Source organism: Pseudomonas sp. F-14 TE3482 (assembly GCF_053629455.1).
Genome location: NZ_JBRJII010000001.1, coordinates 1422351 through 1444641 on the forward strand (window position 1 = coordinate 1422351; position 22291 = coordinate 1444641).

21 protein-coding genes and 1 pseudogene are annotated in these 22291 nt (G+C 59.9%); 11 read left to right on the plus strand and 11 right to left on the minus strand.

The genetic code is table 11. The features are described from left to right. Nucleotides 1–131: 131 nt before the first annotated feature. The 5 genes and pseudogenes from argB to coaBC all read right to left on the minus strand — a co-directional run bounded on the left by argB (nt 132) and on the right by coaBC (nt 4384). A complete protein-coding gene (gene argB, locus AB7M26_RS06250; RefSeq protein WP_007894690.1) occupies nt 132–1037 on the minus strand; it encodes an acetylglutamate kinase in 906 nt (301 codons plus the stop codon). 17 nt (nt 1038–1054) lie between these two features. Then, a pseudogene (locus tag AB7M26_RS06255) lies at nt 1055–2458 on the minus strand (phosphomannomutase/phosphoglucomutase); the annotation flags it as partial. Beyond that, nucleotides 2449–2649: a hypothetical protein gene (locus tag AB7M26_RS06260; RefSeq protein WP_123499453.1), complete on the minus strand. Its 201-nt coding sequence runs from the start codon at nt 2647–2649 to the stop codon at nt 2449–2451. The pseudogene AB7M26_RS06255 and the gene AB7M26_RS06260, both read right to left, overlap by 10 nt. A 65-nt stretch (nt 2650–2714) precedes the next feature. Next, nucleotides 2715–3170 carry a dUTP diphosphatase gene (gene dut / locus AB7M26_RS06265; RefSeq protein ID WP_007894692.1) on the minus strand — a complete coding sequence of 152 codons (456 nt, stop codon included), beginning with the start codon at nt 3168–3170 and terminating at the stop codon, nt 2715–2717. A 5-nt stretch (nt 3171–3175) separates the two neighbouring features. Continuing rightward, on the minus strand, nt 3176–4384 hold the full coding sequence (gene coaBC / locus AB7M26_RS06270) for a bifunctional phosphopantothenoylcysteine decarboxylase/phosphopantothenate--cysteine ligase CoaBC (RefSeq protein ID WP_063342132.1): 1209 nt from the start codon (nt 4382–4384) through the stop codon (nt 3176–3178). A gap of 136 nt (nt 4385–4520) precedes the next feature. Here coaBC and radC point away from each other — a divergent pair, with 136 nt between their 5' ends. Continuing rightward, nucleotides 4521–5195, plus strand: coding sequence for a RadC family protein (radC, locus tag AB7M26_RS06275; RefSeq protein ID WP_123499455.1), 675 nt, complete (start codon nt 4521–4523; stop codon nt 5193–5195). Nucleotides 5196–5330: 135 nt separating this feature from the next. Here radC and AB7M26_RS06280 read toward each other — a convergent pair whose 3' ends face one another. After that, a complete protein-coding gene (locus AB7M26_RS06280; RefSeq protein ID WP_123499457.1) occupies nt 5331–6920 on the minus strand; it encodes an ABC transporter substrate-binding protein in 1590 nt (529 codons plus the stop codon). Between the two features lie 444 nt (nt 6921–7364). On the opposite strand from AB7M26_RS06280, the gene rpmB reads away from it, so the two are divergent. Next, complete coding sequence (rpmB, locus tag AB7M26_RS06285) at nt 7365–7598, plus strand: 50S ribosomal protein L28 (RefSeq protein WP_007894701.1); 234 nt, start codon at nt 7365–7367, stop codon at nt 7596–7598. A gap of 11 nt (nt 7599–7609) precedes the next feature. Next, nucleotides 7610–7765, plus strand: coding sequence for a 50S ribosomal protein L33 (gene rpmG, locus AB7M26_RS06290; RefSeq protein ID WP_007894709.1), 156 nt, complete (start codon nt 7610–7612; stop codon nt 7763–7765). 187 nt (nt 7766–7952) lie between these two features. Here the strand turns inward: rpmG and AB7M26_RS06295 are convergent, their stop codons facing one another. Next, a complete protein-coding gene (locus tag AB7M26_RS06295; protein WP_038980750.1) occupies nt 7953–8315 on the minus strand; it encodes a cupin domain-containing protein in 363 nt (120 codons plus the stop codon). Between the two features lie 227 nt (nt 8316–8542). Here AB7M26_RS06295 and AB7M26_RS06300 point away from each other — a divergent pair, with 227 nt between their 5' ends. After that, nucleotides 8543–10036, plus strand: a complete 1494-nt coding sequence (locus AB7M26_RS06300) for an aldehyde dehydrogenase (protein ID WP_123499459.1) — start codon at nt 8543–8545, stop codon at nt 10034–10036. A gap of 185 nt (nt 10037–10221) precedes the next feature. Further along, entirely contained in the window at nt 10222–11367 is a 1146-nt protein-coding gene (locus AB7M26_RS06305) for an MFS transporter (protein WP_123499461.1), read from the plus strand. 166 nt (nt 11368–11533) lie between these two features. Here the strand turns inward: AB7M26_RS06305 and AB7M26_RS06310 are convergent, their stop codons facing one another. Further along, nucleotides 11534–13117, minus strand: coding sequence for a phospholipase D family protein (locus tag AB7M26_RS06310; RefSeq protein WP_123499465.1), 1584 nt, complete (start codon nt 13115–13117; stop codon nt 11534–11536). Between the two features lie 277 nt (nt 13118–13394). Here AB7M26_RS06310 and AB7M26_RS06315 point away from each other — a divergent pair, with 277 nt between their 5' ends. From AB7M26_RS06315 to AB7M26_RS06330, 4 genes are all read left to right on the plus strand, one after another. Next, the gene (locus AB7M26_RS06315) at nt 13395–14045 is read left to right on the plus strand and encodes a DUF1120 domain-containing protein (RefSeq protein ID WP_123499467.1); all 651 of its coding nucleotides are present in this window, start codon (nt 13395–13397) and stop codon (nt 14043–14045) included. Between the two features lie 116 nt (nt 14046–14161). Continuing rightward, a complete protein-coding gene (locus AB7M26_RS06320; protein ID WP_123499469.1) occupies nt 14162–14866 on the plus strand; it encodes a fimbria/pilus chaperone family protein in 705 nt (234 codons plus the stop codon). Beyond that, a complete protein-coding gene (locus AB7M26_RS06325; protein WP_123499471.1) occupies nt 14866–17307 on the plus strand; it encodes a fimbria/pilus outer membrane usher protein in 2442 nt (813 codons plus the stop codon). Before AB7M26_RS06320 ends, AB7M26_RS06325 begins: the two co-directional genes overlap by 1 nt. Nucleotides 17308–17321: 14 nt before the next feature. Beyond that, nucleotides 17322–17846: a DUF1120 domain-containing protein gene (locus AB7M26_RS06330; RefSeq protein ID WP_123499473.1), complete on the plus strand. Its 525-nt coding sequence runs from the start codon at nt 17322–17324 to the stop codon at nt 17844–17846. A gap of 4 nt (nt 17847–17850) precedes the next feature. Here AB7M26_RS06330 and AB7M26_RS06335 read toward each other — a convergent pair whose 3' ends face one another. Further along, nucleotides 17851–19269, minus strand: a complete 1419-nt coding sequence (locus tag AB7M26_RS06335) for an aminotransferase-like domain-containing protein (protein WP_429375852.1) — start codon at nt 19267–19269, stop codon at nt 17851–17853. A 179-nt stretch (nt 19270–19448) separates the two neighbouring features. Between AB7M26_RS06335 and AB7M26_RS06340 the strand changes: the two genes are divergently transcribed. Continuing rightward, the gene (locus AB7M26_RS06340) at nt 19449–19694 is read left to right on the plus strand and encodes a DUF1127 domain-containing protein (protein ID WP_123499477.1); all 246 of its coding nucleotides are present in this window, start codon (nt 19449–19451) and stop codon (nt 19692–19694) included. Nucleotides 19695–19837: 143 nt separating this feature from the next. Here the strand turns inward: AB7M26_RS06340 and AB7M26_RS06345 are convergent, their stop codons facing one another. Continuing rightward, complete coding sequence (locus AB7M26_RS06345) at nt 19838–21151, minus strand: NAD(P)/FAD-dependent oxidoreductase (RefSeq protein ID WP_123499479.1); 1314 nt, start codon at nt 21149–21151, stop codon at nt 19838–19840. A 148-nt stretch (nt 21152–21299) separates the two neighbouring features. Here AB7M26_RS06345 and AB7M26_RS06350 point away from each other — a divergent pair, with 148 nt between their 5' ends. Further along, on the plus strand, nt 21300–21653 hold the full coding sequence (locus AB7M26_RS06350; protein WP_007894729.1) for a YkgJ family cysteine cluster protein: 354 nt from the start codon (nt 21300–21302) through the stop codon (nt 21651–21653). Nucleotides 21654–21779: 126 nt separating this feature from the next. On the opposite strand, the gene AB7M26_RS06355 is transcribed toward AB7M26_RS06350, so the two are convergent. After that, the gene (locus AB7M26_RS06355) at nt 21780–22268 is read right to left on the minus strand and encodes an Lrp/AsnC ligand binding domain-containing protein (RefSeq protein ID WP_003206849.1); all 489 of its coding nucleotides are present in this window, start codon (nt 22266–22268) and stop codon (nt 21780–21782) included. Nucleotides 22269–22291 lie beyond the last annotated feature (23 nt).

Genomic DNA, 22291 nt, shown 5'->3' on the forward strand with positions numbered 1-22291 from the left:
GGATTTTGTGAGTGCTACGCACTCAAGCGGGAGCAAGCTCCCTCGCCACAAAAGGTGGATTGTCACAGGGATTGCAGGCAAAAAAAGACCCCGCTCAGCCAGGCTGAGCGGGGTCTTTTGGTTTGTGTGGCTTAGTGACGCTTGCGATTGCTGATCAGCGTACCCACACCCGTGTCGGTGAAGATTTCCAGCAGAATCGCGTTTGGCACCCGGCCATCGATGATCAACGAGCTGCCCACACCGCCTTGTACCGCTTCCAGCGCGCAACGAATCTTCGGCAGCATGCCGCCGTAGATAGTGCCGTCGGCGATCAGGTCATCGACCTGTTGGGTCGTCAGGCCGGTCAGAACCGTGCCCGACTTGTCCATCAGGCCGGCAATGTTGGTCAGCAGCATCAGCTTTTCAGCCTTCAGCGCTTCAGCCACTTTACCGGCCACCAGGTCAGCGTTGATGTTGTACGACTCGCCGTTGGCGCCGACGCCAATTGGCGCGATCACCGGGATGAAGTCGCCTTTGACCAGCAGGTTCAACAGGTCGGTGTTGATCCCGACCACTTCGCCGACGTGGCCGATGTCGATGATTTCCGGCTGGGTCATTTCCGGCGTCTGACGGGTGACGGTGAGCTTTTTCGCACGAATCAGCTCGGCATCTTTGCCGGTCAGGCCGATGGCGCTGCCGCCATGACGGTTGATCAGGTTGACGATGTCTTTGTTGACCTGGCCGCCGAGGACCATTTCCACCACGTCCATGGTCTGCGCGTCAGTCACGCGCATGCCATCGATGAAGTGGCTCTCGATCGACAGACGCTTGAGCAGGTCGCCGATTTGCGGGCCGCCACCGTGAACCACCACCGGATTGATGCCGACGGCTTTCATCAGCACGATGTCGCGGGCGAAGCCGGTTTTCAGCTCCTCGCTTTCCATCGCGTTGCCGCCGTATTTGATCACCAGCGTCTTGCCGACATAGCGGCGAATGTAAGGCAGCGCTTCGGACAGGACCTTGGCGGTGTTGGCGGCGGCTTCGCGTTCGAGGGTCATTCAGGGCTCCGGGTGAATCAGAACGGTAGTTGGAGATCAGGTGCAACACGCTTTAACTGGACGTGGAAAACGTCCTTGATGCGCTGCAATTCAGCCTCGTCATCGGCCTCGAAGCGCAGCACCAGCACCGGTGTGGTGTTGGAGGCGCGAACCAGGCCCCAGCCTTTGGCATAGTCGACTCGCACGCCGTCAATGGTGGTCAGGTCGGCGCCTTCACCCCATTGCGCATCGTGCAATGCATCAATGATGCTGAATTTGCTCTCTTCGGTCACATGGATATTGATCTCTGGCGTAGAAATATCGTTCGGGAAGGTTGCGAACAACTCTTCCGCGGTGGATTTTTCCTTGCTGAGGATCTCCAGCAGACGTGCGGCGGCGTAAATGCCATCGTCGAAACCGAACCAGCGCTCCTTGAAAAAGATATGCCCGCTCATTTCGCCGGCCAACAGGGCGCCGGATTGTTTCATTTTCTTTTTGATCAACGAGTGACCGGTCTTCCACATCAGCGGCCGACCGCCATATTCCTTGATCAGCGGGATCAGGCGGCGGGTGCATTTGACGTCGAAGATGATTTCCGCGTCCGGATTGCGCGCCACGACGTCGCGGGCGAACAGCATCAAAAGGCGATCAGGGAAGACGATGCTGCCGGTGTTGGTCACTACGCCAACGCGGTCGCCGTCGCCGTCGAAGGCCAGGCCCAGGTCGGCGTTGGTTTCCTTGACCTTGGCGATCAGGTCCACGAGGTTTTCAGGCTTGCCCGGGTCCGGGTGGTGGTTCGGGAAGTTGCCATCGACTTCGCAGAACAGCGGGATGACTTCGCAGTTCAGGGCTTCGATCAGCTGCGGGGCGATCACGCCGGCCGCGCCATTACCGCAGTCGACCACCACTTTCAGGCGGCGGGCCAGTTTGATGTCCTGGACGATTTCGGTGTTGTAGCGGTCGAGGATCTCGACCTGGGTGATGCTGCCCTTGCCGCTGCTCAGGTTGTTGGTCTTGAGGCGTTCGTGCAGGGCCTGGATCTGTTCGTTGGCCAGGGTGTCGCCGGCGATGACGATCTTGAAGCCGTTGTAGTTCGACGGGTTGTGGCTGCCGGTGAGCATCACGCCGGATTTGCCGGCCAGTACGTTAGCGGCGTAGTACAGCGCAGGGGTTGGCACCAGGCCGACGTCGCTGACGTGGCAACCGCTGTCGGCCAGGCCCTGGATCAGTTGTTCCACCAGTTCCGGGCCGGACAGGCGACCGTCACGGCCGACGGATACATTGGGTTCGTTCTGGGCCAGGCTCTGGGAGCCGATGGCGCGACCAAGCCAATAAGCTGTTTCAGCGTTCAAGAATTCCGGGACGGTGCCACGAATGTCGTAGGCGCGGAAGATGCTGTCGGGGAACTTGGGTGCGACTTGGGCTGGGGTGCTCATTTCTGGAAATGCTCCATCTCTAAAGTGGCTGGACAAGCCTGCGAAAAACTCGTGGGCTGGCTCAAACTGAAGGGTATGACGGCGTTTTCGGCAGAGAGTTCGTGGTGTGTAAAGGCCATGCCATCAGCATCGGTGAGCAATTGGCCGGCCAATGCCTTGATTTCCAGTGGTAAACCTTCTAGATGACGTCTTTGCAATTTTCATCCTTAAAATGCAGAGGGCAGGCCAGGCCGGGCAGCATTCCCGGCCCGAATGCCGATGGTCAGTGGCTGCCCGAGTGTCCGAAACCGCCGGTGCCGCGCTGGGTTTCGACGAACTCTTCGACCATTTCAAAATGCGCTTGAACGACCGGTACCAGCACCAATTGGGCCAGGCGTTCGCCTACCACCATGTTGAAATCGGTCTGGCCACGGTTCCAGCACGACACCATCAGCGGGCCCTGGTAATCGGAGTCGATCAGGCCGACCAGATTGCCCAGCACGATGCCGTGCTTATGGCCAAGGCCTGAGCGCGGCAGGATCAGCGCGGCCAAACCTGGATCGCCAATGTAGACAGACAGGCCCGTCGGAATCAGCAGGGTTTCGCCCGGCTTGATGACGGTGTCTTTTTCCAGCATGGCGCGCAGGTCGAGGCCGGCGGAGCCTGGCGTGGCGTACTGTGGCAGCGGGAATTCAGTACCGATGCGGGGGTCGAGGATCTTGGCTTGCAAAGCGTGCATGTAAATTAAACCTGGTTCAGACGTTCGGCGATAAAAGTGATCAGCTGGCGAGCAATCTTGCTCTTGCTGGTCTGGGCGAAGAGTGTGGCGTGCAGCTCACGGTCGATCACGCTGCAGGCGTTTTCTTCGCTGTTGAAGCCAATACTCGGGTTCGCGACGTCATTGGCGACGATCAGATCGAGGTTCTTGTCTTTCAACTTGCGTGCAGCGTAATCGAGCAGGTGTTCGGTTTCGGCGGCGAAGCCGACGCTGAACGGACGGTCGGGACGGGTGGCGATGGTGGCCAGGATGTCCGGGTTGCGCACCATCTGTAGCAACAAGCCGTCGCCGTTCGTAGGGTCTTTCTTGAGTTTCTGTGGGGCGACGACTTCCGGACGGTAGTCCGCGACCGCAGCAGAGGCGATGAACAGGTCGCAAGGGATCGCCGCTTCGCAGGCGGCGAGCATGTCGCGGGCACTGACCACGTCGATGCGCGTGACGCGATCCGGGGTCGGCAGATGCACGGGACCTGTGATCAGGGTCACGCGGGCGCCGGCTTCTACCGCGGCTTCGGCCAGGGCAAAGCCCATTTTGCCGGAGCTGTGGTTGGTGATGTAGCGCACCGGGTCGATGTTTTCCTGGGTCGGGCCGGCGGTGATCAGCACGTGTTTGCCGGTCAGCGCCTGGCGCTGGAAGCAGTCTGCCGCGCACTGGGCGAGGTCGGTGGCTTCGAGCATGCGGCCCATGCCGACGTCGCCACAGGCCTGGCTGCCGGAGGCCGGGCCGAAGACCTTGAGGTCACGGCTTTCGAGGGTGTGCAGGTTGGCCTGGGTCGCCGGGTCGCGCCACATGGCCTGGTTCATCGCTGGCGCCACGGCGACCACCGCGTCGGTGGCCAGCACCAGCGTGGTCAGCAGGTCGTCGGCGATGCCTTGGGCCAGGCGGGCGATCAGGTCCGCGGTGGCGGGGGCGATCAGCACCAGGTCGGCCCATTTGGCCAGCTCGATGTGGCCCATCGCGGCTTCGGCCGCCGGGTCCAGCAAATCGAGATGGACCGGATGCCCGGACAAGGCCTGCATGGTCAGCGGGGTAATGAATTCGCTGCCGCCACGGGTCATGACCACGCGCACTTCGGCGCCCTGGTCGATCAGGCGGCGAACCAGCTCGGCGCTCTTGTAGGCAGCAATACCGCCGCCGACGCCCAGAACGATGCGTTTCCGATACAGCCGCTGCATAGGTCTGCCTTTCATTTCGTTGATGACTGCATGGCGATACCCCCTCCCCAGGAGTGAAATCGCCCGCAAAAAAGATGGGCTACGATATCACAGCGACCGCTACGGAACAGCGGGCGCCCACAGACATGGAGGTGTTATGAGCATTCGCGATTGGCCGGCGGCCGAGCGGCCGCGGGAGAGGTTACTGGAGTTAGGCCCGGGGAGTCTTTCGGACGCCGAACTGCTGGCGATTTTTTTGCGTACCGGCGTATCCGGCAAAAGTGCGGTAGATCTGGCGCGACACTTGTTGACTCAGTTTGGTGGTCTGCGTTCGCTACTGGAGGCTGATCAAAAAACATTCAGCAAACAATTAGGGCTCGGACCCGCGAAATTCGCTCAATTGCAGGCCGTTCAGGAAATGGGCAGGCGGCATTTGGCTGAACGCTCGCGCTACAAGTCGGCGTTGGAAAATCCGCAGGCTGTGCGTGATTATCTGAAGTCGATGCTCCGCCATGAGCCCCACGAGGTGTTTGGCTGCCTGTTTCTGGACTCCAAGCACCGGGTATTGGCGTTCGAAGCGCTGTTCCGCGGCTCCATCGACAACACCAGCGTCTATCCACGGCAGGTGGTCAAACGCGCTCTGGCCCATAACGCTGCAGCGCTGATCCTGTGCCACAACCACCCGTCGGGCAATCCCGACCCCAGTCAGGCCGACCGAATGCTGACCAAGCGCCTGCAAGAGGCCTTGGACCTGATCGATGTGCGGGTACTCGATCATTTCATCGTCGGTGACGGCGATCCGCTGTCCATGGCCGAGTATGGGTGGATGTGAACGAGAGATACTGGGCTAAGTAAGTCCTTGTGGGAGCGGGCTTGCCCGCGATGGCGATGGCAAATTCAACATAGTTGTCGCCTGACAAGTCCGCTATCGCGGGCAAGCCCGCTCCCACAGGTTTTGTGTTGGGGTTTATGGCTTGAGGATAACCTTCGAATAGTCCTGCCGGCCAAACGGGCTGACCGAGTAACCCTGAACATCCTTACGTGTCAGCGCGAAGGCCGTCGGGTGCACCAGTGGCAGCCACAACGCCTGTTGCTGGATCTGCGCCTGGGCCTGTTCATAGAGCTTGGTGCGTACACCTTGCTCGCCGGTGGTCTTGCCGGCGCTGATCAGTTTATCCAGGTCCTGGTTGCAGTAGCGGGCGAAGTTGGTGCCGGATTTGACCCCCGCGCAGGAAAACTGCGGCGTGAGGAAGTTGTCCGGGTCACCGTTGTCGCCGGCCCAGCCCATGAACAACAGGTCGTGCTCGCCGGCCTTGGCGCGGCGAATCAGTTCGCCCCATTCGATCACACGAATCTCGGCCTGGATGCCGATTTCCGCCAGATCGGACTGCAGCAATTGCGCCCCGAGGCTCGGATTGGGGTTTAGCAGGCTGCCGGAAGGGCGGGTCCAGATGGTGGTCTGGAAACCATTCTTGAGCCCGGCCTTGGCCATCAGCGCACGGGCCTTTTCGACGTCATGCGAATAGCCCGGCAAGCCTTTGGCGTAACTCCAGGTATTGGGCGGGTATGGGCCGTTGGCGGGTTCGGCGGTGTCTTCGAACACGGCTTTGACGTAGTTGGCCTTGTCGAACGCGAGATTGATCGCCTGGCGTACTTCAGGCTTATCCAGCGGTGGATGTTGGCTGTTGATGCCAACGAAGGCGGTCATGAAGGCGTCAGTCTTTTCGACTTTCAGGGTTGGCTCTTTCAGCGCGGCCCGTACGTCCAGAGGCTTGGGTGACAGGGCGATCTGGCACTCGTTGCGGCGCAACTTCTGCAAGCGCACGTTGGCATCCGGGGTGATGGCGAAGATCAACGGGTCTACCGATGGCTTGCCGCGGAAGTACTCACTGTTGGCCTTGTAGCGAATCGAGGCATCTTTCTGGAAGCGCGTGAAGATGAACGGGCCGCTGCCGATCGGCTGGCTGTTGAGCTTTTCCGGAGTACCAGCCTTCATCAGTTTGTCCGCGTACTCGGCCGAATAGATCGAGGCGAAACCCATGCTCAGGGTGGGCAGGAAAGTCGAGTCCGGGTGGTCGAGGGTGAAGCGGATGGTAAGCGGGTCCAATGCGTCGATCTTCTTGATCAGCGCCGGTAACTGCATCGACTGGGCGTGCGGGAAGCCGCTCTGGGCGACTTTGTGCCACGGGTTCGCCGGGTCGAGCATGCGGTCGAAGCTGAACTTCACGTCTTCGGCGGTCAGGTCACGCGTCGGGCTGAAATATTCGGTGCGGTGAAATTTCACCTGCGGGTGCAACTTGAAGACGTAGGTCAGGCCGTCGGGCGTGACTTCCCAGCTGTCCGCCAGGCTGGCGACCACTTTGCCGCTGGCCGTGTCGAAGTCCACCAGGCGGTCCATCAGCACGTCGGCCGAGGCGTTGGTGGTGGTCAGCGAGTTGTATTGCACCACATCGAACCCTTCCGGGCTGGCTTCGGTGCAGACGCTCAGGGCGGCAGCCATAGCCTGTGGGCTCAATAGAAGCGGGGCGAGCAGCAGCGGTAGGGCAGCGAGGCGCATGGTCGGATTCCTTTACAGATCGAAGGCCCATCTGCAAGTGCAGTCTGGAAAAGGCTTACCCTAGTGGGCTCTTTTGCAAATGACTATCCCCTTTTTCATTTTAAGGGGACTATGTGCGCTTGTTTCGGTGATGCGGACCGAGGAAAACCCGGAATCGGTCGGTTGGCCGATTCTCTGCGACGAGCGGTCTTAATCGGCGACAGCCTTTATCCAAGGCGCCCGGTGGCCGAAAAATGGGGAATTTATCAAGTCCGCGCACACGGAATGTTGTTGCTCTCCAGTCTTTCTGGTATAAAGCAGCGCTCTTTTCTAGGGGCCCGGTTCCTTCACTGTAGGTGTAGCCGGTAAGACCTCTAAAGAAACGCGGCGCCTGGCGCCAAATGACTGAGAGATTAAGCGGCCAACCCATGCCGGGTTGGGCATGTGGTTTTAGAGGGCTGAGGCATGTCGAGAGTATGTCAAGTTACCGGTAAGGGTCCGGTGACTGGGAATAACATTTCCCACGCAAACAACAAAACCCGTCGTCGTTTCCTGCCGAACCTGCAGCATCACCGCTTCTGGGTTGAAGAAGAGAAACGTTTCGTGCGTCTGCGCGTATCTGCCAAAGGCATGCGTATCATCGACAAGCGTGGCATCACTGTCGTGCTGGCCGAAATCCGCAAAGCCGGCAAGATCTAAGGGAGCTAATCATGCGTGAATTGATTCGTTTGATTTCGAGCGCCGGTACTGGTCACTTCTACACTACCGACAAGAACAAGCGCACTACTCCGGACAAAATCGAGATCAAGAAATTTGATCCGGTTGTTCGCAAGCACGTGATCTACAAAGAAGGCAAAATCAAGTAATTGATTTTTCCCTCTTACGAAAAAGGCCCGTATCGCGAGATACGGGCCTTTTTTGTTGCTTGTGGGTTTGTGTTGTCTGGTAGGGCCTCATCGCGGGCAAGCCCGCTCCCACAGGTTTTATGATCGACACAGATCCCTGTGGGAGCGGGCTTGCCCGCGATGAGGTCGGCCCAAGCAACACAAATCCTCAAGCCTTCTGTTCAAACACCACATAAATCTTGCGGCAAGGCTCCAGCACTTCCCAGGTGCCTTTGAAACCGGCCGGAATCACGAAGCGATCGCCCACGCGCAGGGTCTTGGCGTTGCCGTCGCCGTCACGCAGCACTGAAACCCCCTGAACGATTTCGCAGTATTCGTGCTCGGTGTAGTTCACTAGCCACTGGCCGACTTCGCCTTCCCAAACACCTGCGCTCATCTGCCCGCACGGGCTGTTGTAGTGGTTGTACACCGCTTGCTCGGGGTCACCCTTGAGGACTTTTGCAGGGTCGGGCCGATAACGATCGGGCTGGGTGTTGGCCTGGCTGAAATCGACGATATCCTGAATGCTCATGCTGGTATTCCCCCGTGATTGCGCTGGAAAATTGAAAGTCTATGTTTATTAAAATGAACATCGCAAGGCCGTTTGCCAGCCTTGTGTCAAATATATTGAAACTTCACCGGCCGCTGGTTTAGGGTAACGGTTGCCTTGAGCCGAAAAGCAAGCTGGCCAGGCAGAATTCCTGACAGCGCCCGCAAAGAACACGGGGCACTCGTATTCAATAAGAGGAGGACACTCGAATGACCACCCTGACTCGTGCCGACTGGGAACAACGGGCTCGCGATCTGAAAGTCGAAGGCCGCGCCTACATCAATGGCGAATACACCGATGCAGTCTCTGGTGAGACTTTCGAGTGCATCAGCCCCGTCGATGGCCGTCTGCTGGGCAAGATTGCCAGCTGTGACGCCGCCGACGCCCAGCGTGCCGTGGACAACGCCCGCGCCACTTTCAATTCCGGCAGCTGGTCGCGCTTGGCGCCGACCAAACGCAAAGCCACCATGATTCGTTTTGCCGGCCTGCTCAAACAGCACGCCGAAGAGCTGGCTCTGCTCGAAACCCTGGACATGGGTAAGCCAATCAGCGATTCCCTGTACATCGACGTTCCTGGCGCGGCGCAAGCCCTGAGCTGGAGCGGTGAAGCCATCGACAAGATCTACGACGAAGTCGCCGCCACTCCGCACGATCAGCTGGGTCTGGTGACTCGCGAGCCGGTCGGCGTGGTCGGCGCAATCGTGCCGTGGAACTTCCCGTTGATGATGGCCTGCTGGAAACTCGGCCCGGCGCTGTCCACCGGTAACTCGGTAATCCTCAAGCCTTCCGAAAAATCGCCGCTGACAGCGATCCGCATTGCGGCGCTGGCGGTTGAGGCCGGTATTCCGAAAGGTGTGCTGAACGTGTTGCCGGGTTACGGTCACACTGTCGGCAAGGCCCTGGCCCTGCACAACGACGTCGACACGTTGGTGTTCACCGGTTCGACCAAGATCGCCAAGCAACTGCTGATCTACTCCGGCGAATCGAACATGAAGCGCGTCTGGCTGGAAGCTGGCGGCAAGAGCCCGAACATCGTGTTCGCCGATGCGCCGGACCTGCAAGCCGCCGCCGAAGCCGCTGCCGGTGCCATCGCCTTCAACCAGGGCGAAGTCTGCACCGCCGGTTCGCGCCTGCTGGTTGAGCGTTCGATCAAGGACAAATTCCTGCCGCTGGTAATCGAGGCCCTGAAAACCTGGAAGCCGGGCAATCCGCTGGATCCGGCAACCAATGTCGGTGCGCTGGTGGACACCCAGCAGATGAACACTGTGTTGTCCTACATCGAGTCCGGTCACACCGATGGCGCCAAACTGGTGGCGGGCGGCAAGCGCATTCTTCAGGAAACCGGTGGCACTTACGTTGAGCCGACGATTTTCGATGGCGTGAGCAACGCGATGAAAATTGCTCAGGAAGAAATCTTCGGTCCGGTGTTGTCGGTCATCACCTTCGACAGCGCTGAAGAAGCCATCCAGATCGCCAACGACACGCCTTACGGTCTGGCCGCTGCAGTCTGGACCGCCGACATCTCCAAGGCTCACCTGACCGCCAAGGCTTTGCGTGCCGGTAGCGTGTGGGTCAATCAGTACGACGGCGGCGACATGACCGCGCCGTTCGGTGGCTTCAAACAGTCCGGCAACGGTCGCGACAAGTCACTGCACGCGTTCGACAAGTACACCGAGCTGAAGGCGACCTGGATCAAGTTGTAATGTGTAGCAGGGCTCCGGTTCATACCCGGGGCCCGATGCAACATAGATCCCGTGTGGGAGCGAGCCTGCTCGCGATAGCGGTCTGACAGTCGACGTCAATGTTGAATGTTGCTCCGTCATCGCGAGCAGGCTCGCTCCCACACTGTTTTGCGCTGTACATAAAAATATCCACAGGAGCGTGGAACATGCGTTGGGCGACGTATTTCGCCGTTTTGGCATCTGTCTTGAGTGTCGGCCTGGCCCTGGGTGTCAGCATGCCATTGGTGTCGCTGCGTCTGGAAGGCTGGGGGTACGGCTCGTTCGCGATCGGCGTGATGGCGGCGATGCCGGCTATTGGCGTACTGCTGGGGGCGAAGATCTCCAGCCACCTCGCGGCCCGTCTTGGCACGGCCAATCTGATGCGCCTGTGCCTGTGGGCCGGGGCGGTATCCATTGGTTTGCTGGCAGTGTGGCCGAGCTATCCGGTCTGGTTGGTGTTGCGGTTGATGATCGGGGTGATCCTGACCCTCGTCTTTATCCTTGGTGAAAGCTGGATCAACCAACTGGTGGTTGAGCAATGGCGCGGTCGGCTGGTGGCGCTGTACGGCAGCAGTTACGCGTTGAGTCAGCTGGCCGGGCCGTTACTGTTGGGGGCGTTGGGCACCGAGCATGATTATGGTTTCTGGGTCGGCGTCGGTTTGCTGATGACGTCACCGTTCCTGCTGTTGGGCCGCGGCGGCGCACCCACCAGCGAAGCTTGCAGCGTAACCCTCGGTGACTTGTTGACCTTCTGCCGCGGCTTGCCGGCGATTGCTTGGGCGGTGTCGCTGTTCGCGGCGTTCGAAGCGATGATCCTGACCTTGCTGCCGGTCTATTGCCTGCGTCAGGGCTTCACCACGGAAATCGCCTTGGCGATGGTCAGTACCGTGGTGGTGGGTGATGCCTTGCTGCAGTTGCCGATTGGCGCGCTGGCCGATCGCTTGTCGCGACGTACATTGTTTACCGGTTGCGCGATGCTCTTGCTGCTGTCGAGCCTGGCGATTCCGTTGCTGATCGACACGCTGTTGATCTGGCCGCTGTGGGTATTGTTTGGCGCCAGTGCCGGCGGTTTGTTCACCTTATCGCTGATCTTGATTGGCGAGCGTTATCGCGACGATGCCTTGGTGCGCGCCAATGCCCATATCGCGCAACTGTGGGGCATTGGTTGCCTGATCGGGCCCTTGGCGGCCGGTGCCGGGAGTCAATGGATCAGCGGGCATGCCTTGCCGTTGTTAATGGCGGCGGGCGCGTTGGGGCTGGTGATTCTGGTATCGCGGCAAGGGGCGTTTGGTACGGTTGCCGAACCAGTCTGAGCGCTGCACAACCCTGTGGCGAGGGAGCTTGCTCCCGTTCGGCTGCGCAGCAGTCGCAAATCGGCATCCGTGTTCTATCTGAATAAGCGGTGGCGCATGATTTAGGGCCGCTGCGCGACCCGACGGGAGCAAGCTCCCTCGCCACAATTCATCGCCAGCCTTCTGACTACAACATCCGCTCCAGGCCGACCATGCTGCTGAGCCATGAATTGAAGTGGCGCCACCAACCTCCCGGTTCTTTGGTCAATGTGTGCTGCTTGCCGTCATCTTCGGTGACCCAGACGATCTGACCCTTTTCCAGCCGGGCCTGATAGCTGAGGGCTGGCGCCATACCCTCCAGTGCCAGTTCGCGCACCCGCCCGGCGAGCTGCGGGTTGTCCACCAGTACCCCGACTTCGGTGTTCCACAGTACCGAGCGCGGGTCGAAATTGAACGAGCCGATAAAGGCTTTCTGTCTATCGAAAATCATCGCCTTGCTGTGCAGGCTGGAGTCGGAACTACGGTAGGAGCTGCTGCCGCCGTGAAACAGGTTCGATCCGCTACCGCCGTTGTCTCCATTGTCGCCGGGCTGACGGCGTAATTCGAACAGCTGCACCCCATGCTCCAGCAAGGCTTTGCGATAAGGTGCGTAACCACCGTGCGTGGCCGGTACGTCGGTGGCTTCCAGTGAGTTGGTCAGCACACTGACCGATACGCCGGCATCGGCGCGACCGGTCAGGTAAACCAGCCCCGGTTGGCCGGGTACAAGGTAGGCCGAGACCATGATCAGCTCTTTGCTGACCCCATTGAGCTCGGGCGCCAACTGGGTGGTCAGCAGCAAGTGCGGGTCAGGTTCGCCGTCGGACAGCACCTTGCTCGGTGCGTCCCACAATGCCTGGTTCCAGGCCCAGATCAGCTCCCGGCGCCAGACATCCAGACGCGGTTGAGTGGTGTAGGCCATCAACTGCTGATAAAGCGCGTGATTCTGTTTGCGCGTTTCCTCCAGGGATTCGTCCAGCCGGGTCCGGGTGTTTTTCAGATCCCTGGCTGTCGGCTTGGTCGAGAGAAACTGCTCGATCGGCTTGCTCAGGGCGCTGTTCCAGTACTGGTCGAAGCTGTGTCCCAGTTGCTCTGCAACCGGGCCGACACCAAGCATGTCGATGTCGGTGAAGTTCAGGTTGGGCTCGGCATCGAAATACTCATCCCCCAGGTTGCGCCCGCCAACGATCGCCGCGCTGTTGTCCGCCACCCACAGTTTGTTGTGCATGCGCCGGTGTTGCTGCGACAGGTTGAAGAACCGGCCCATCGTTCGCGTAACGACGGTGCTGCGGCCCAGATGCAGCGGGTTGAACACGCGTATCTGAATCTTCGGATGGGCGGCGAGGGTCGCGATGATCCGGTCCAGGCCATCGCTGGTGGTGTCGTCGAGCAGAATCCGCACCCGCACGCCGCGGTCGGCGGCCTTGAGCAGCTCGCTCACCAGTATTCGTGTGCTGATGCCGTCATGGACGATGTAGTACTGCAGATCGAGGCTGCTTTGAGCGTTGCGAATCAGCTCGGCGCGGGCGGTGAAGGCCTCGGCACTATCGGAGAGCAAGCGAAAGCCCGATTGGCCCTCATGGGGGGCAGCCTGTGCCTGGATCGACCGCCCGAACGCCGAGTTCGCCGCCGGTAGGGCCTGACTCGATTCGCGGACGACATCAAGGCTGGTGCAACTGCCGAGCAACAAGGCGAGCAACAAAGCAAAGGGCCGGACCGGAATGAGTATCAAGGCAGGATTTCTCGCGTCGGGGTCACGGAAGTATGGCACGGCATTGGGATCACACACGTTTGAAGGGTGGCATGACTGTGATTGATCGGATCCATTGGTGAGAACCGAAAAAAGCCACAGGTGCTGTCGCCGATGCCAGTTGATATGGCGACTTCTCCTACATAAAAAACCTACAAGAAACGGAATGATCGCCGGGTATTCGACGTGTCGGAAGAAAGCCTGATCTCCCGCTGCATTCGACGCGTTGGTGCTTTCATCCATTCACAGGTAAGTGTTTATGAAGAAGCTTTTTTTGATGGCCGCTTTAACAGCAGCCATCGCTCCATTAGCCGTTCAAGCGGCAAGTGTCGATCTGAACGTCAGCGGTACGGTCATTCCGACTTCCTGCATTCCTGCTTTCGCCGGTGGCAGTAACATCGATCTGGGGCGGATCTATTCCTCGACGTTGAGCGCGACAACACAAAACGATCTCCCGCCGCGAGACATCACTTTGAAGATCGCATGCGACGCACCCGCAGCGGTGGAGATTGCAGTCACGGATAATCGTGGTGGTACCAAAGTGCCGGGCCTCACGTTCAATAGCCGCACCGGTGATCACCTTTACTATGGCCTCGGCAGCACGAATGGCGTCGGCATCGGCGGCTTTGGCCTGCTGACCGGCCAGCCCCTGACCGATGGCAACCCGCAGACTTTCCTGGTGCGCTCTCCGGCCAATCCGGTATGGCGAGTTCCGGTCAGCGGCCTGATGTCCAACGCCCCGGTTTCCTATTCCTGGGGGCCTGGTGCAGCAGCCGGCCCGGCCGCCGCGCGTCTGCATGTCTTTCCTATGAAAGTGGCTGCGGCTATTCGCCCGACCTCCGAACTGCCCGCGACCACCGACGAGTTTCACCTCGACGGCTCGGTGACGTTCGACGTGTTCTACCTCTGAGCCGACGCTGCATAACGGGCTGACGGTCATACCGCTATTGGCCGTTTCCTGGCGTGTCATCGGGCATCGACAGGCATTGCGTTCGCCGTGCTGGTCGATGCCCTCTGGAGAATTTCATGTGTCCCCCTAAATCTTTACAGGCGCTCGGTGCCATTGCGGCCCTGTGCCTGTCACTTTTCAGTGCGCTGGCGATGGCGGCTGGCATGGTGCCGCAAACCCCTGTCGTAATAGTCGATGAGGCATTGGGCGAAGCGACCCTCAATGTCAAAAACTCCGACGAACAACCGGCATTGCTCCACAGCACGATCGAACACATCGCAGAGGATGACGAACCGCTGTTGCTACTGACTCCGCCCGTGGCCCGGGTTGAGCCCGGGCAGAGTCAGCAGGTCAGGTTCATCTTGCGCAGCACCAAACCTCTGGAAACCGAACGCCTGAAACGGGTGGTGTTCGAGGGGATAAAGCCTCGTCAAGGCGCAGACGGTGCTCGGCTCAGCCTGGGCGTGCGGCAGAACATACCGGTGATCCTGCGCCCGGCCAACTTGGCAGTGGACCGCTCGCCCTGGAAACATCTGCTCTGGAACGTTGTTGGCGACCGGGTGCAGGTGAGCAATCCCGGCCCCTATGTAGTGCGGCTCGCCAAATCGGTGAGCTTGATCCCCAGCGGCGTGATGCTCGATCTCGGGCGCACCTACATTCTGCCCGGCGAAGTACTGACGCTCACCGCCGTGTCGGCGTTGGGCACCCATGTGCGGATTTTCCCCGCGACGACTTATGGATTCGCGGTCGACAGCCATGATGCGCCGTTGAGCAGACGATAATGAGTCGCCGCAAGCCTTGGTATGGCGGCTCACGTTGCTGGGTCGGCAGTCTGGTTCTGGTGATTGATGTGACCGGAAAAGCCTGGGGCGAAACGCCAATCGAATTCGATCGCTCGGTGCTTGAGGCCCGGGGTATCGACCCGAAAGTCGCCGAGCATTTTCGCGATTTACCCCGTTTTCAGGCCGGCCGTACGCGAGTCCTCTTGCAGGTCAATGGCTCGCCCATCGGGCAGGTGCTGGCCACCTTCGATGACGAAGGCCAGTTATGCCTTGATGCCAACCTGCTCGATTATGCCGGTATTGCTGCGCCGCCAGGTTTGCCCGACAGTGCTGACGACAAAGCATGTTTACGGGCAACCGAGGGGATAGCCGCTGCGCAAGTGCGACTCTCTCCAGGCCAGCAACAAGTGGCGTTTTTGGTTCCCACTGATCTGTTGCTCGCGCAGCCTCGGCTGCAGCGAAACTGGGCGTCAGGCGGTATGGCGGGGGTGTTGAACTATGACGCGCTAGTGGTTTCCAGCTCAGGCGCGGACGCCTCCACGCAGTATCGCAACCTGGGAACGGAACTGGGATTCAATGCCGGAGACTGGGTCGTGCGCAGTCGCCAGAATTACACCGCGTTCGAGGGGGTGGCGCGGTTCGAAACGTTGTACACCCAGGCATCGCGAACCTGGGAGCGTTATCAGGCCAATGTACAACTTGGCCAGCTCAATATGCGGTCGTCGCTGTTTGCCGGTGAGCCCTTTACCGGCATTCAGGTCCTGCCGGAAACAGCGTTCGCCTTGCGCAGTCAGGAAGGCCTCGGCGTCGGAACGGCGGTTGAAGGGATAGCTTACTCACCGTCACGGATAGAAGTGCGCCAAAGCGGTGTCGTGATTTACACCACCCTGGTTCCCGCTGGGCCATTTACCTTGCGTGATCTACCTGTACTCAGCCTTCAACTGGACCTTGAAGTCACAGTCATCGAAGAAAGCGGCGAACAGCGCCACTTCCGGGTGCCGGCAGCCAATGTGCGTCCGCTGAGTGGGTTGACCCCACCGGGCTTCGCCATCGCGGCGGGCCAGGTACGGCGGTTCACCCATGACGAACGTGAGACACCCTCGTTTTTTGCCGCCAGCAAGGATTGGCAGTGGGGCTCGGACTCGTTATTCACCGCCGGTTGGATGGGGAGCAGCGCCTATCAGTCGTTGGGCTGGGGGGTGCAACATGCCTTGACGCGCGACTCGATGGTGAGCATTCAGCACTTGAGTTCGCGTACAGCGTCAGCGGGGCAGGGCCAAAGCCTGCAGACGACTTTCAGCACCTCGTTGGGCCCCGGCTTGTCCGCCAGCTTGACCGCAGCTCAACGCAATAACGGGTTTCGAACCTTGGCGGACATCGGGTCGGAATCTCTGACCGATGACCCTTATGGCCGGGCAGAACGTCAATGGGGTGCTTCAGTCAATTATTCAGATCGGCATTGGGGCGCGTTCAGCGGTTCGATGACCCGCTATGCCATGGCCGGTAGCCCGGATCGATCGCGGATCAGTGCTTCATGGTCTCGGGAATTCGGTGCTGCCAATCTGTCGCTGAATGTGCAACGCGAAAGTGGTGACGATGATCGCGGTACCGGCGTTTACGCCACCCTTGGCTTTCCCCTTGGACGAAACCGTAGTCTGAGGGTATACGGTCGTCAGGATCGCCAGCAGGGGATGCGCACCGGCGCACGTTACAACGAGCAAGTCAGCGAGACCTCGAGCTACAGCGTCAATGCCGAGCGGGCCGATACCGGCCAGACAAATCTCGACGGGCGCATCAGCCTGCTGCCTCGTTACACCAGTGTCGACCTCGGCTATGCGCGCAGCAGTGTCGGCACCCGCAGTTATGATTTCGCGTTGCGCGGCGGTGTGGCTGTTCACGAAAGTGGACTCACGCCATCACCTTATGCGCTGCGCGATACTTTTGGTCTGCTGAAGATTGGCTCCGATGCCGGGATAAAAATCAGCACGCCTCAGGGACCGGTCTGGACCGATGGCACTGGCAGGGCGGTAGCGGCCAGCCTGCCGGCGTACCAGAGCAGTCGTCTGGAAATAGACACCGTCAGCCTGCCGCGTAATGTCGAAGTGCTCAATGGTTTTCAGGAAATCGAAACCGGACGCGGCGCGGTACCTCGACTCGACTTCAAGCTGAGCAGCGCCCGCCGGCTGATGCTGCATGTGCGTACCGAGGCCGGGCAGTGGGTGCCCAAGGGAGGGGCGGTATACGACAGCGAGGGTGTGTACCTGACCAGTGTGGTTGAGACCGGTCTGGTGTACATCGGCGATGCTCCCGAGTGGCTTGGGCTGCAATTGACGTTGCCCGACGATCGTCGCTGCCTGCTTGAGTTCGACACCCGCCAACTCCCGGAAACCACCGCGCCTTACCAGGTTGCCGAAGTGACTTGTCGGGCGGGTGATAGTTGATCCAGAGGACGTTCATGAAAGATTTTGTCAGGCTGTGGTTGCTGGCATTGTGGCCGGTCGCGCTACCGAGTTATGCGCAGGCGCATTGCACGATGCAGCTCAATCCCATGGTGCTGGATTATGGTTCGCATACCCGTGATGGCTTGCAGGCGTCGAATACGGGGTCGGCTCTGAGTTTCGGCATTCGGCGGATATATCTGAACGTGCAATGCAGCGAGCCGCAACCGATGACGCTGCGGTTCGAGGCGCCGGCTGTCGACGCGCAGCACTATCGGTTCGGGCCGGGCATTATGCAGTTGCGTCTGGTCGCTGCACGGCTCGATGGCCAGGCAGTCAACTGGTTAAGAGAATCCGACGGCGCGCACAACGTAGCGCTGCTGCGGCCAGGCGATCGCATCCGACCCAGGCTCGACGGTCAGCCTCTGGCTGGCCAGCATTGGCGCCTGGAACTGGATATCGAAACCCTCGTCCCCCCACAAGCGACACGCGTTCGCGACATAACCCCGTTCCAGGCATGGGGGCGATTTCAGCTGGACTGATCGTTCAGCCTTCAGCCAGCAATTTGATCGCTGTCGCACCGACCTTGCGCACCGCTTCTTCAATCTGCGGTGTTGGTTTGGCCGCGTAGTTCATCCGCAGGCAATTACGGTATTTGCCCGAGGCGGAAAAGATACTGCCGACAGCAATCTGTACGCCTTGATCATGCAGCGCCCGATTGAGTTTCAGGGTATCGAAGCCCTCCGGCAGTTCGACCCACAGCATGAAGCTGCCTTGCGGGCGGCTGGCCCGGGTACCGGCGGGGAAATAGCGGGTCACCCAGTCGATCATCGCGTCGCGATTGCGCTGGTATTGCGTGCGCATCTTCCGCAAATGCGGTTCGAAGTGCCCGGCTTTGAGGAATTCGGCAATCGCAATTTGCGGTTGCGGCGCGGTGGAACCGGTGCTGATGTACTTCATGTGCAGCACCCGTTCCAGATACCGGCCCGGTGCGACCCAACCAATGCGCAGGCCTGGTGCCAGGGTCTTGGAAAAAGAACTGCAGAGCAGGACGCGGCCGTCTTCGTCGAAGGATTTGATCGTGCGCGGGCGCGGGTAGGTGTAGGCCAGTTCGCCATACACATCGTCCTCGATAATCGCCACGTCAAAACGCTGTGCGAGCGTCAACAGCGCACGTTTGCGCGCCTCCGGCATAATGTAGCCCAGCGGGTTGTTGCAGTTGGGGGTCAACTGTATGGCTTTGATCGGCCATTGCTCCAACGCCAGTTCCAAAGCCTCGAGGCTGATGCCGGTGAGCGGATCAGTAGGGATTTCCAGGGCTTTCATGCCCAGGCCCTTAAGCGTCTGCATGGCGCCGTGAAAGCTCGGCGAATCCACCGCCACGATGTCACCCGGCTCGCAGATGGCGCGGATGCTGGTGGACAGCGCTTCGTGGCAACCGGTAGTGATTACCAGATCGTTGGCGCCCAACTGGCAACCGGAGTCGAGCATCAGGCGAGCGATCTGCTCGCGCAATTCGAGGGTGCCGTAGATGTTGTCGTAATACAGACCGGGCATGTCCTGCCGACGGCTGATTCGGGCCAGGCTGCGCAGCAGCGGTTTCATGGTCGGCGTGGTAATGTCCGGCATGCCGCGCCCCAGCTGCACGACGTCCTTGCGCGGTACGGCGCGGATCAGTTCCAGCACTTGATCCCACTGCGAAATGTCCACCGGCCGTTGGGCCGGCCGGCCAACCGCTGGCAGCTCCGGCAGTTCGCGACTCACCGGTACGAAGTAACCGGACTTGGGTTTGGGCATCGCCAGACCCACGTCTTCCAGCACTCGATAGGCCTGCTGCACCGTGCTCAGGCTGACCCCGTGTTCGACACTCAGCGCTCGCACCGAGGGCAACCGGTCGCCGGGGCGATAGAAGCCTTGTTCGATACGCGTGCCGAGCAATTCGGCGAGATTGACGTAGAGGGTCATGGCGCAGTCTCGGTATGGGTGATTCGGTTGACCAGTACAGATGGGGTAAAAATATGTGATTCAGACGCTGAAACGGAAAATCTGTATGGAGTTAATACACCACCGTTGAATCTGTAATGCTTTTCGTCGCCCGCGCATCATGAAAGCTCTGGCTACCCAAGTAAACAGGAGCAACGAAAATGAACGGCTTGAGCGATGTGCGGCTGACGTTACACAGTCAGGAACTGGCGGCAGGGCAAAAAAACGGCGCACGCGAGGCGGTGATGCGCAACGCACCGTCCGGCCTGGGTCGCTGGGGTCTGTTCTGGCATCGTCTGCACACACGCAAGGCGTTGCTGACGTTGACGCCAGAGCAGCTCAGGGATGTCGGATTGAGTCGTGAGCAGGCGCGGGAGGAGGGGCTTAAGCCGTTCTGGCGGATCTGAGTTCTATGACGTTCTTGCGGGCCTCATCGCGGGCAAGCCCGCTCCCACAGGGATTAGCGGTGAACTCAATTCTTGTGAACACCAGCAACCATTGTGGGAGCGGGCTTGCCCGCGATGAGGCCCGCAAGAACGCAGCTAACCGATCAGACCAACTCCTTCAGTCGATGCCACAACATCCCCAACGCCAACAGCGGAGAACGCAAATGTTTGCCACCCGGGAAGGTGATATGGGGCACCTTGGCGAACAGATCGAACCCTCCACTCTGCTGGCCGCTGATAGCCTCAGCCAACAACTTGCCCGCCAGATGCGTGGCGTTCAACCCATGACCGGAATAAGCCTGGGCGTAATACACATTCGGCTGCTCCTTGAGCCGACCGATCTGCGGCAGGCGATTGGCGCCGATGCCGATCATCCCGCCCCATTGGTAGTCGATTTTCACCCCGGCCAGTTGCGGGAACACCGCCAGCATCTTCGGTCGCATGTAGGCGGCGATGTCTTTCGGGTCGCGCCCTGAATAATGACAGGCGCCGCCGAACAGCAAACGTCGGTCGGCCGAAAGTCTGTAGTAATCCAGCGCCACCCGTTGATCACAGACCGCCATGTTTTGCGGTAGCAAGGCGTGAGCCTGTTCTTCGCTCAAGGGTTCGGTGGCGATGATGTAACTGCCGGCGGGCAGCACCTTGCCGCCGAGTTGCGGATTGAGATCGTTGAGGTAGGCGTTGCAACCCAGCACCAGCGTCTTCGCGCGAACCGTGCCCTGGGCGGTGTGGACTTTGACCTCGGGGCCGTAATCGATGCGGATCACCGCCGATTGTTCGAACAGCTTCACACCCAATTGCCCGGCGGCCGCCGCTTCGCCCAGTGCCAGGTTCAAGGGGTGCAGATGCCCGGAGCCCATGTCGATCAAACCGCCGACATAGCGATCGGACCCCACCACGCTGTGCATTTCGTGAGCTTGCAGCAGACGGGTTTCGTAACGGTAACCGAGGCTGTGCAGCTCGATGGCGTCTTCGGCGAAACCTTCCAGGTCGTGAGCCTTGTTGGCGAGGTCGCAGTAGCCCCAGGTCAGGTCACAAGGGATCTGAAAGCGCTCGATTCGCTGTCGGACGATTTCCACCGCTTCCAGGCCCATCAGTTTCATCTGACGCACACCGTCGACGCCGATCACGTTGGCGAACTGATCGAGGCCGTGCCCGACGCCTCGGATCAACTGCCCGCCATTGCGTCCGCTGGCGCCCCAACCGATCTTGTGCGCTTCCAGCAGCACCACGCTAAAACCCCGTTCGGCCAGTTCGAGGGCGGTGTTCAGCCCGGAGAACCCGCCGCCCACCACGCACACGTCCGCCACCAGATCACCTGTGAGTCCCGCAAGATCGGGCTGTGGCAGGCTGCTGGCGGCGTAATAAGAAGCCGCGTGTTGATGGCTCGAGGCAGGTTGCTGAACGGGGGCGTTCATGTGCGTCATCCTGGGTGCATGTGTTTGAAAAAGTTGACGGAGCATAAGCCGCCGCTTCGGACGCGGGCAACACCGGTCGGTTGGCGCTGTCTGAATCGGGGTTTTTGCGTCAGAATCCCGGTCTATTTCGTATTCGGTCACCGCTTCGATGAGTTGCAACAGTCAGAAAATTCGCACGCTGCGCCAACAGATTCCCTCTTTCGAGTGCGTGCCCGGCTGCCATGACTGCTGTGGGCCGGTGACCACCTCGCCCGAAGAAATGTCCCGCCTGCCGCGCAAGACCCGGGCGGAGCAGGATGCGGCGATGGATGAACTCAATTGCGTTCATCTGGGCCCCAATGGCTGCACGGTGTATGACGAACGACCGCTGATCTGTCGGCTGTTCGGTACCACCAAAACGTTGCCATGCCCTAACGGGAGACGGCCGGTGGAGCTGATCCATCCGCGGGTCGAGAAGCAGATTCATGAGTACATGGCTTCTACCCGACAGGTGTTGGTTTAAGAAGCGGCGTTACTTCAACAGATCCGAGTCGACTCCATCGCGGGCAAGCCCGCTCCCACAGGTTCACCGCCATACCTGTGGGAGCGGGCTTGCCCGCGATGAGGCCTGAGCAGGCACCATAAAGCCTCAATCCGGAATCGGCAGGTTCAAGCTCTCTTTCACTTCTTCCATCACGATATAGCTCTTGGATTCGCGCACATGCGGCAGCTTGAGCAGGATGTCGCCCAGCAGTTTGCGGTACGAGGCCATCTCGGAAATCCGTGCTTTCACCAGGTAATCGAAATCCCCTGACACCAAATGGCATTCCAGTACGTGGGGCAGTTTCAGCACCGCGCGTCGGAACTCTTCGAAAGTATCGCCGGATTTGTAGTCGAGGCTGATCTCGACGAACACCAGCAGGCTACCCTTGAGGTGCTGCGGATTCAGGCGGGCGTTGTAGCCCATAATGATCCCTTCGCGCTCCAGTCGCCGTACCCGCTCGGTGCAGGGCGTGGTGGAGAGGCCGACCTTTTCCCCGAGCTCGGTGAAGGAAATACGCCCGTCCGCTTGCAGGATCCGCAGGATGTTGCGGTCGATCTTGTCCAGCTCACGTTTGGTCTGAGTGTTGGTTCGCATAGGGGATGCGCCTCCGTGAAAAG

Coding starts and splice junctions, on each gene's coding strand:
- argB (WP_007894690.1), bottom strand. CDS start 1,037: ATGACCCTCGAACGCGAAGCCGCCGCCAACACCGCCAAGGTCCTGTCC.
- dut (WP_007894692.1), bottom strand. CDS start 3,170: ATGCACGCTTTGCAAGCCAAGATCCTCGACCCCCGCATCGGTACTGAA.
- coaBC (WP_063342132.1), bottom strand. CDS start 4,384: ATGCAGCGGCTGTATCGGAAACGCATCGTTCTGGGCGTCGGCGGCGGT.
- radC (WP_123499455.1), top strand. CDS start 4,521: ATGAGCATTCGCGATTGGCCGGCGGCCGAGCGGCCGCGGGAGAGGTTA.
- AB7M26_RS06280 (WP_123499457.1), bottom strand. CDS start 6,920: ATGCGCCTCGCTGCCCTACCGCTGCTGCTCGCCCCGCTTCTATTGAGC.
- rpmB (WP_007894701.1), top strand. CDS start 7,365: ATGTCGAGAGTATGTCAAGTTACCGGTAAGGGTCCGGTGACTGGGAAT.
- rpmG (WP_007894709.1), top strand. CDS start 7,610: ATGCGTGAATTGATTCGTTTGATTTCGAGCGCCGGTACTGGTCACTTC.
- AB7M26_RS06295 (WP_038980750.1), bottom strand. CDS start 8,315: ATGAGCATTCAGGATATCGTCGATTTCAGCCAGGCCAACACCCAGCCC.
- AB7M26_RS06300 (WP_123499459.1), top strand. CDS start 8,543: ATGACCACCCTGACTCGTGCCGACTGGGAACAACGGGCTCGCGATCTG.
- AB7M26_RS06305 (WP_123499461.1), top strand. CDS start 10,222: ATGCGTTGGGCGACGTATTTCGCCGTTTTGGCATCTGTCTTGAGTGTC.
- AB7M26_RS06315 (WP_123499467.1), top strand. CDS start 13,395: ATGAAGAAGCTTTTTTTGATGGCCGCTTTAACAGCAGCCATCGCTCCA.
- AB7M26_RS06320 (WP_123499469.1), top strand. CDS start 14,162: ATGTGTCCCCCTAAATCTTTACAGGCGCTCGGTGCCATTGCGGCCCTG.
- AB7M26_RS06325 (WP_123499471.1), top strand. CDS start 14,866: ATGAGTCGCCGCAAGCCTTGGTATGGCGGCTCACGTTGCTGGGTCGGC.
- AB7M26_RS06330 (WP_123499473.1), top strand. CDS start 17,322: ATGAAAGATTTTGTCAGGCTGTGGTTGCTGGCATTGTGGCCGGTCGCG.
- AB7M26_RS06335 (WP_429375852.1), bottom strand. CDS start 19,269: ATGACCCTCTACGTCAATCTCGCCGAATTGCTCGGCACGCGTATCGAA.
- AB7M26_RS06340 (WP_123499477.1), top strand. CDS start 19,449: ATGAACGGCTTGAGCGATGTGCGGCTGACGTTACACAGTCAGGAACTG.
- AB7M26_RS06345 (WP_123499479.1), bottom strand. CDS start 21,151: ATGAACGCCCCCGTTCAGCAACCTGCCTCGAGCCATCAACACGCGGCT.
- AB7M26_RS06350 (WP_007894729.1), top strand. CDS start 21,300: ATGAGTTGCAACAGTCAGAAAATTCGCACGCTGCGCCAACAGATTCCC.
- AB7M26_RS06355 (WP_003206849.1), bottom strand. CDS start 22,268: ATGCGAACCAACACTCAGACCAAACGTGAGCTGGACAAGATCGACCGC.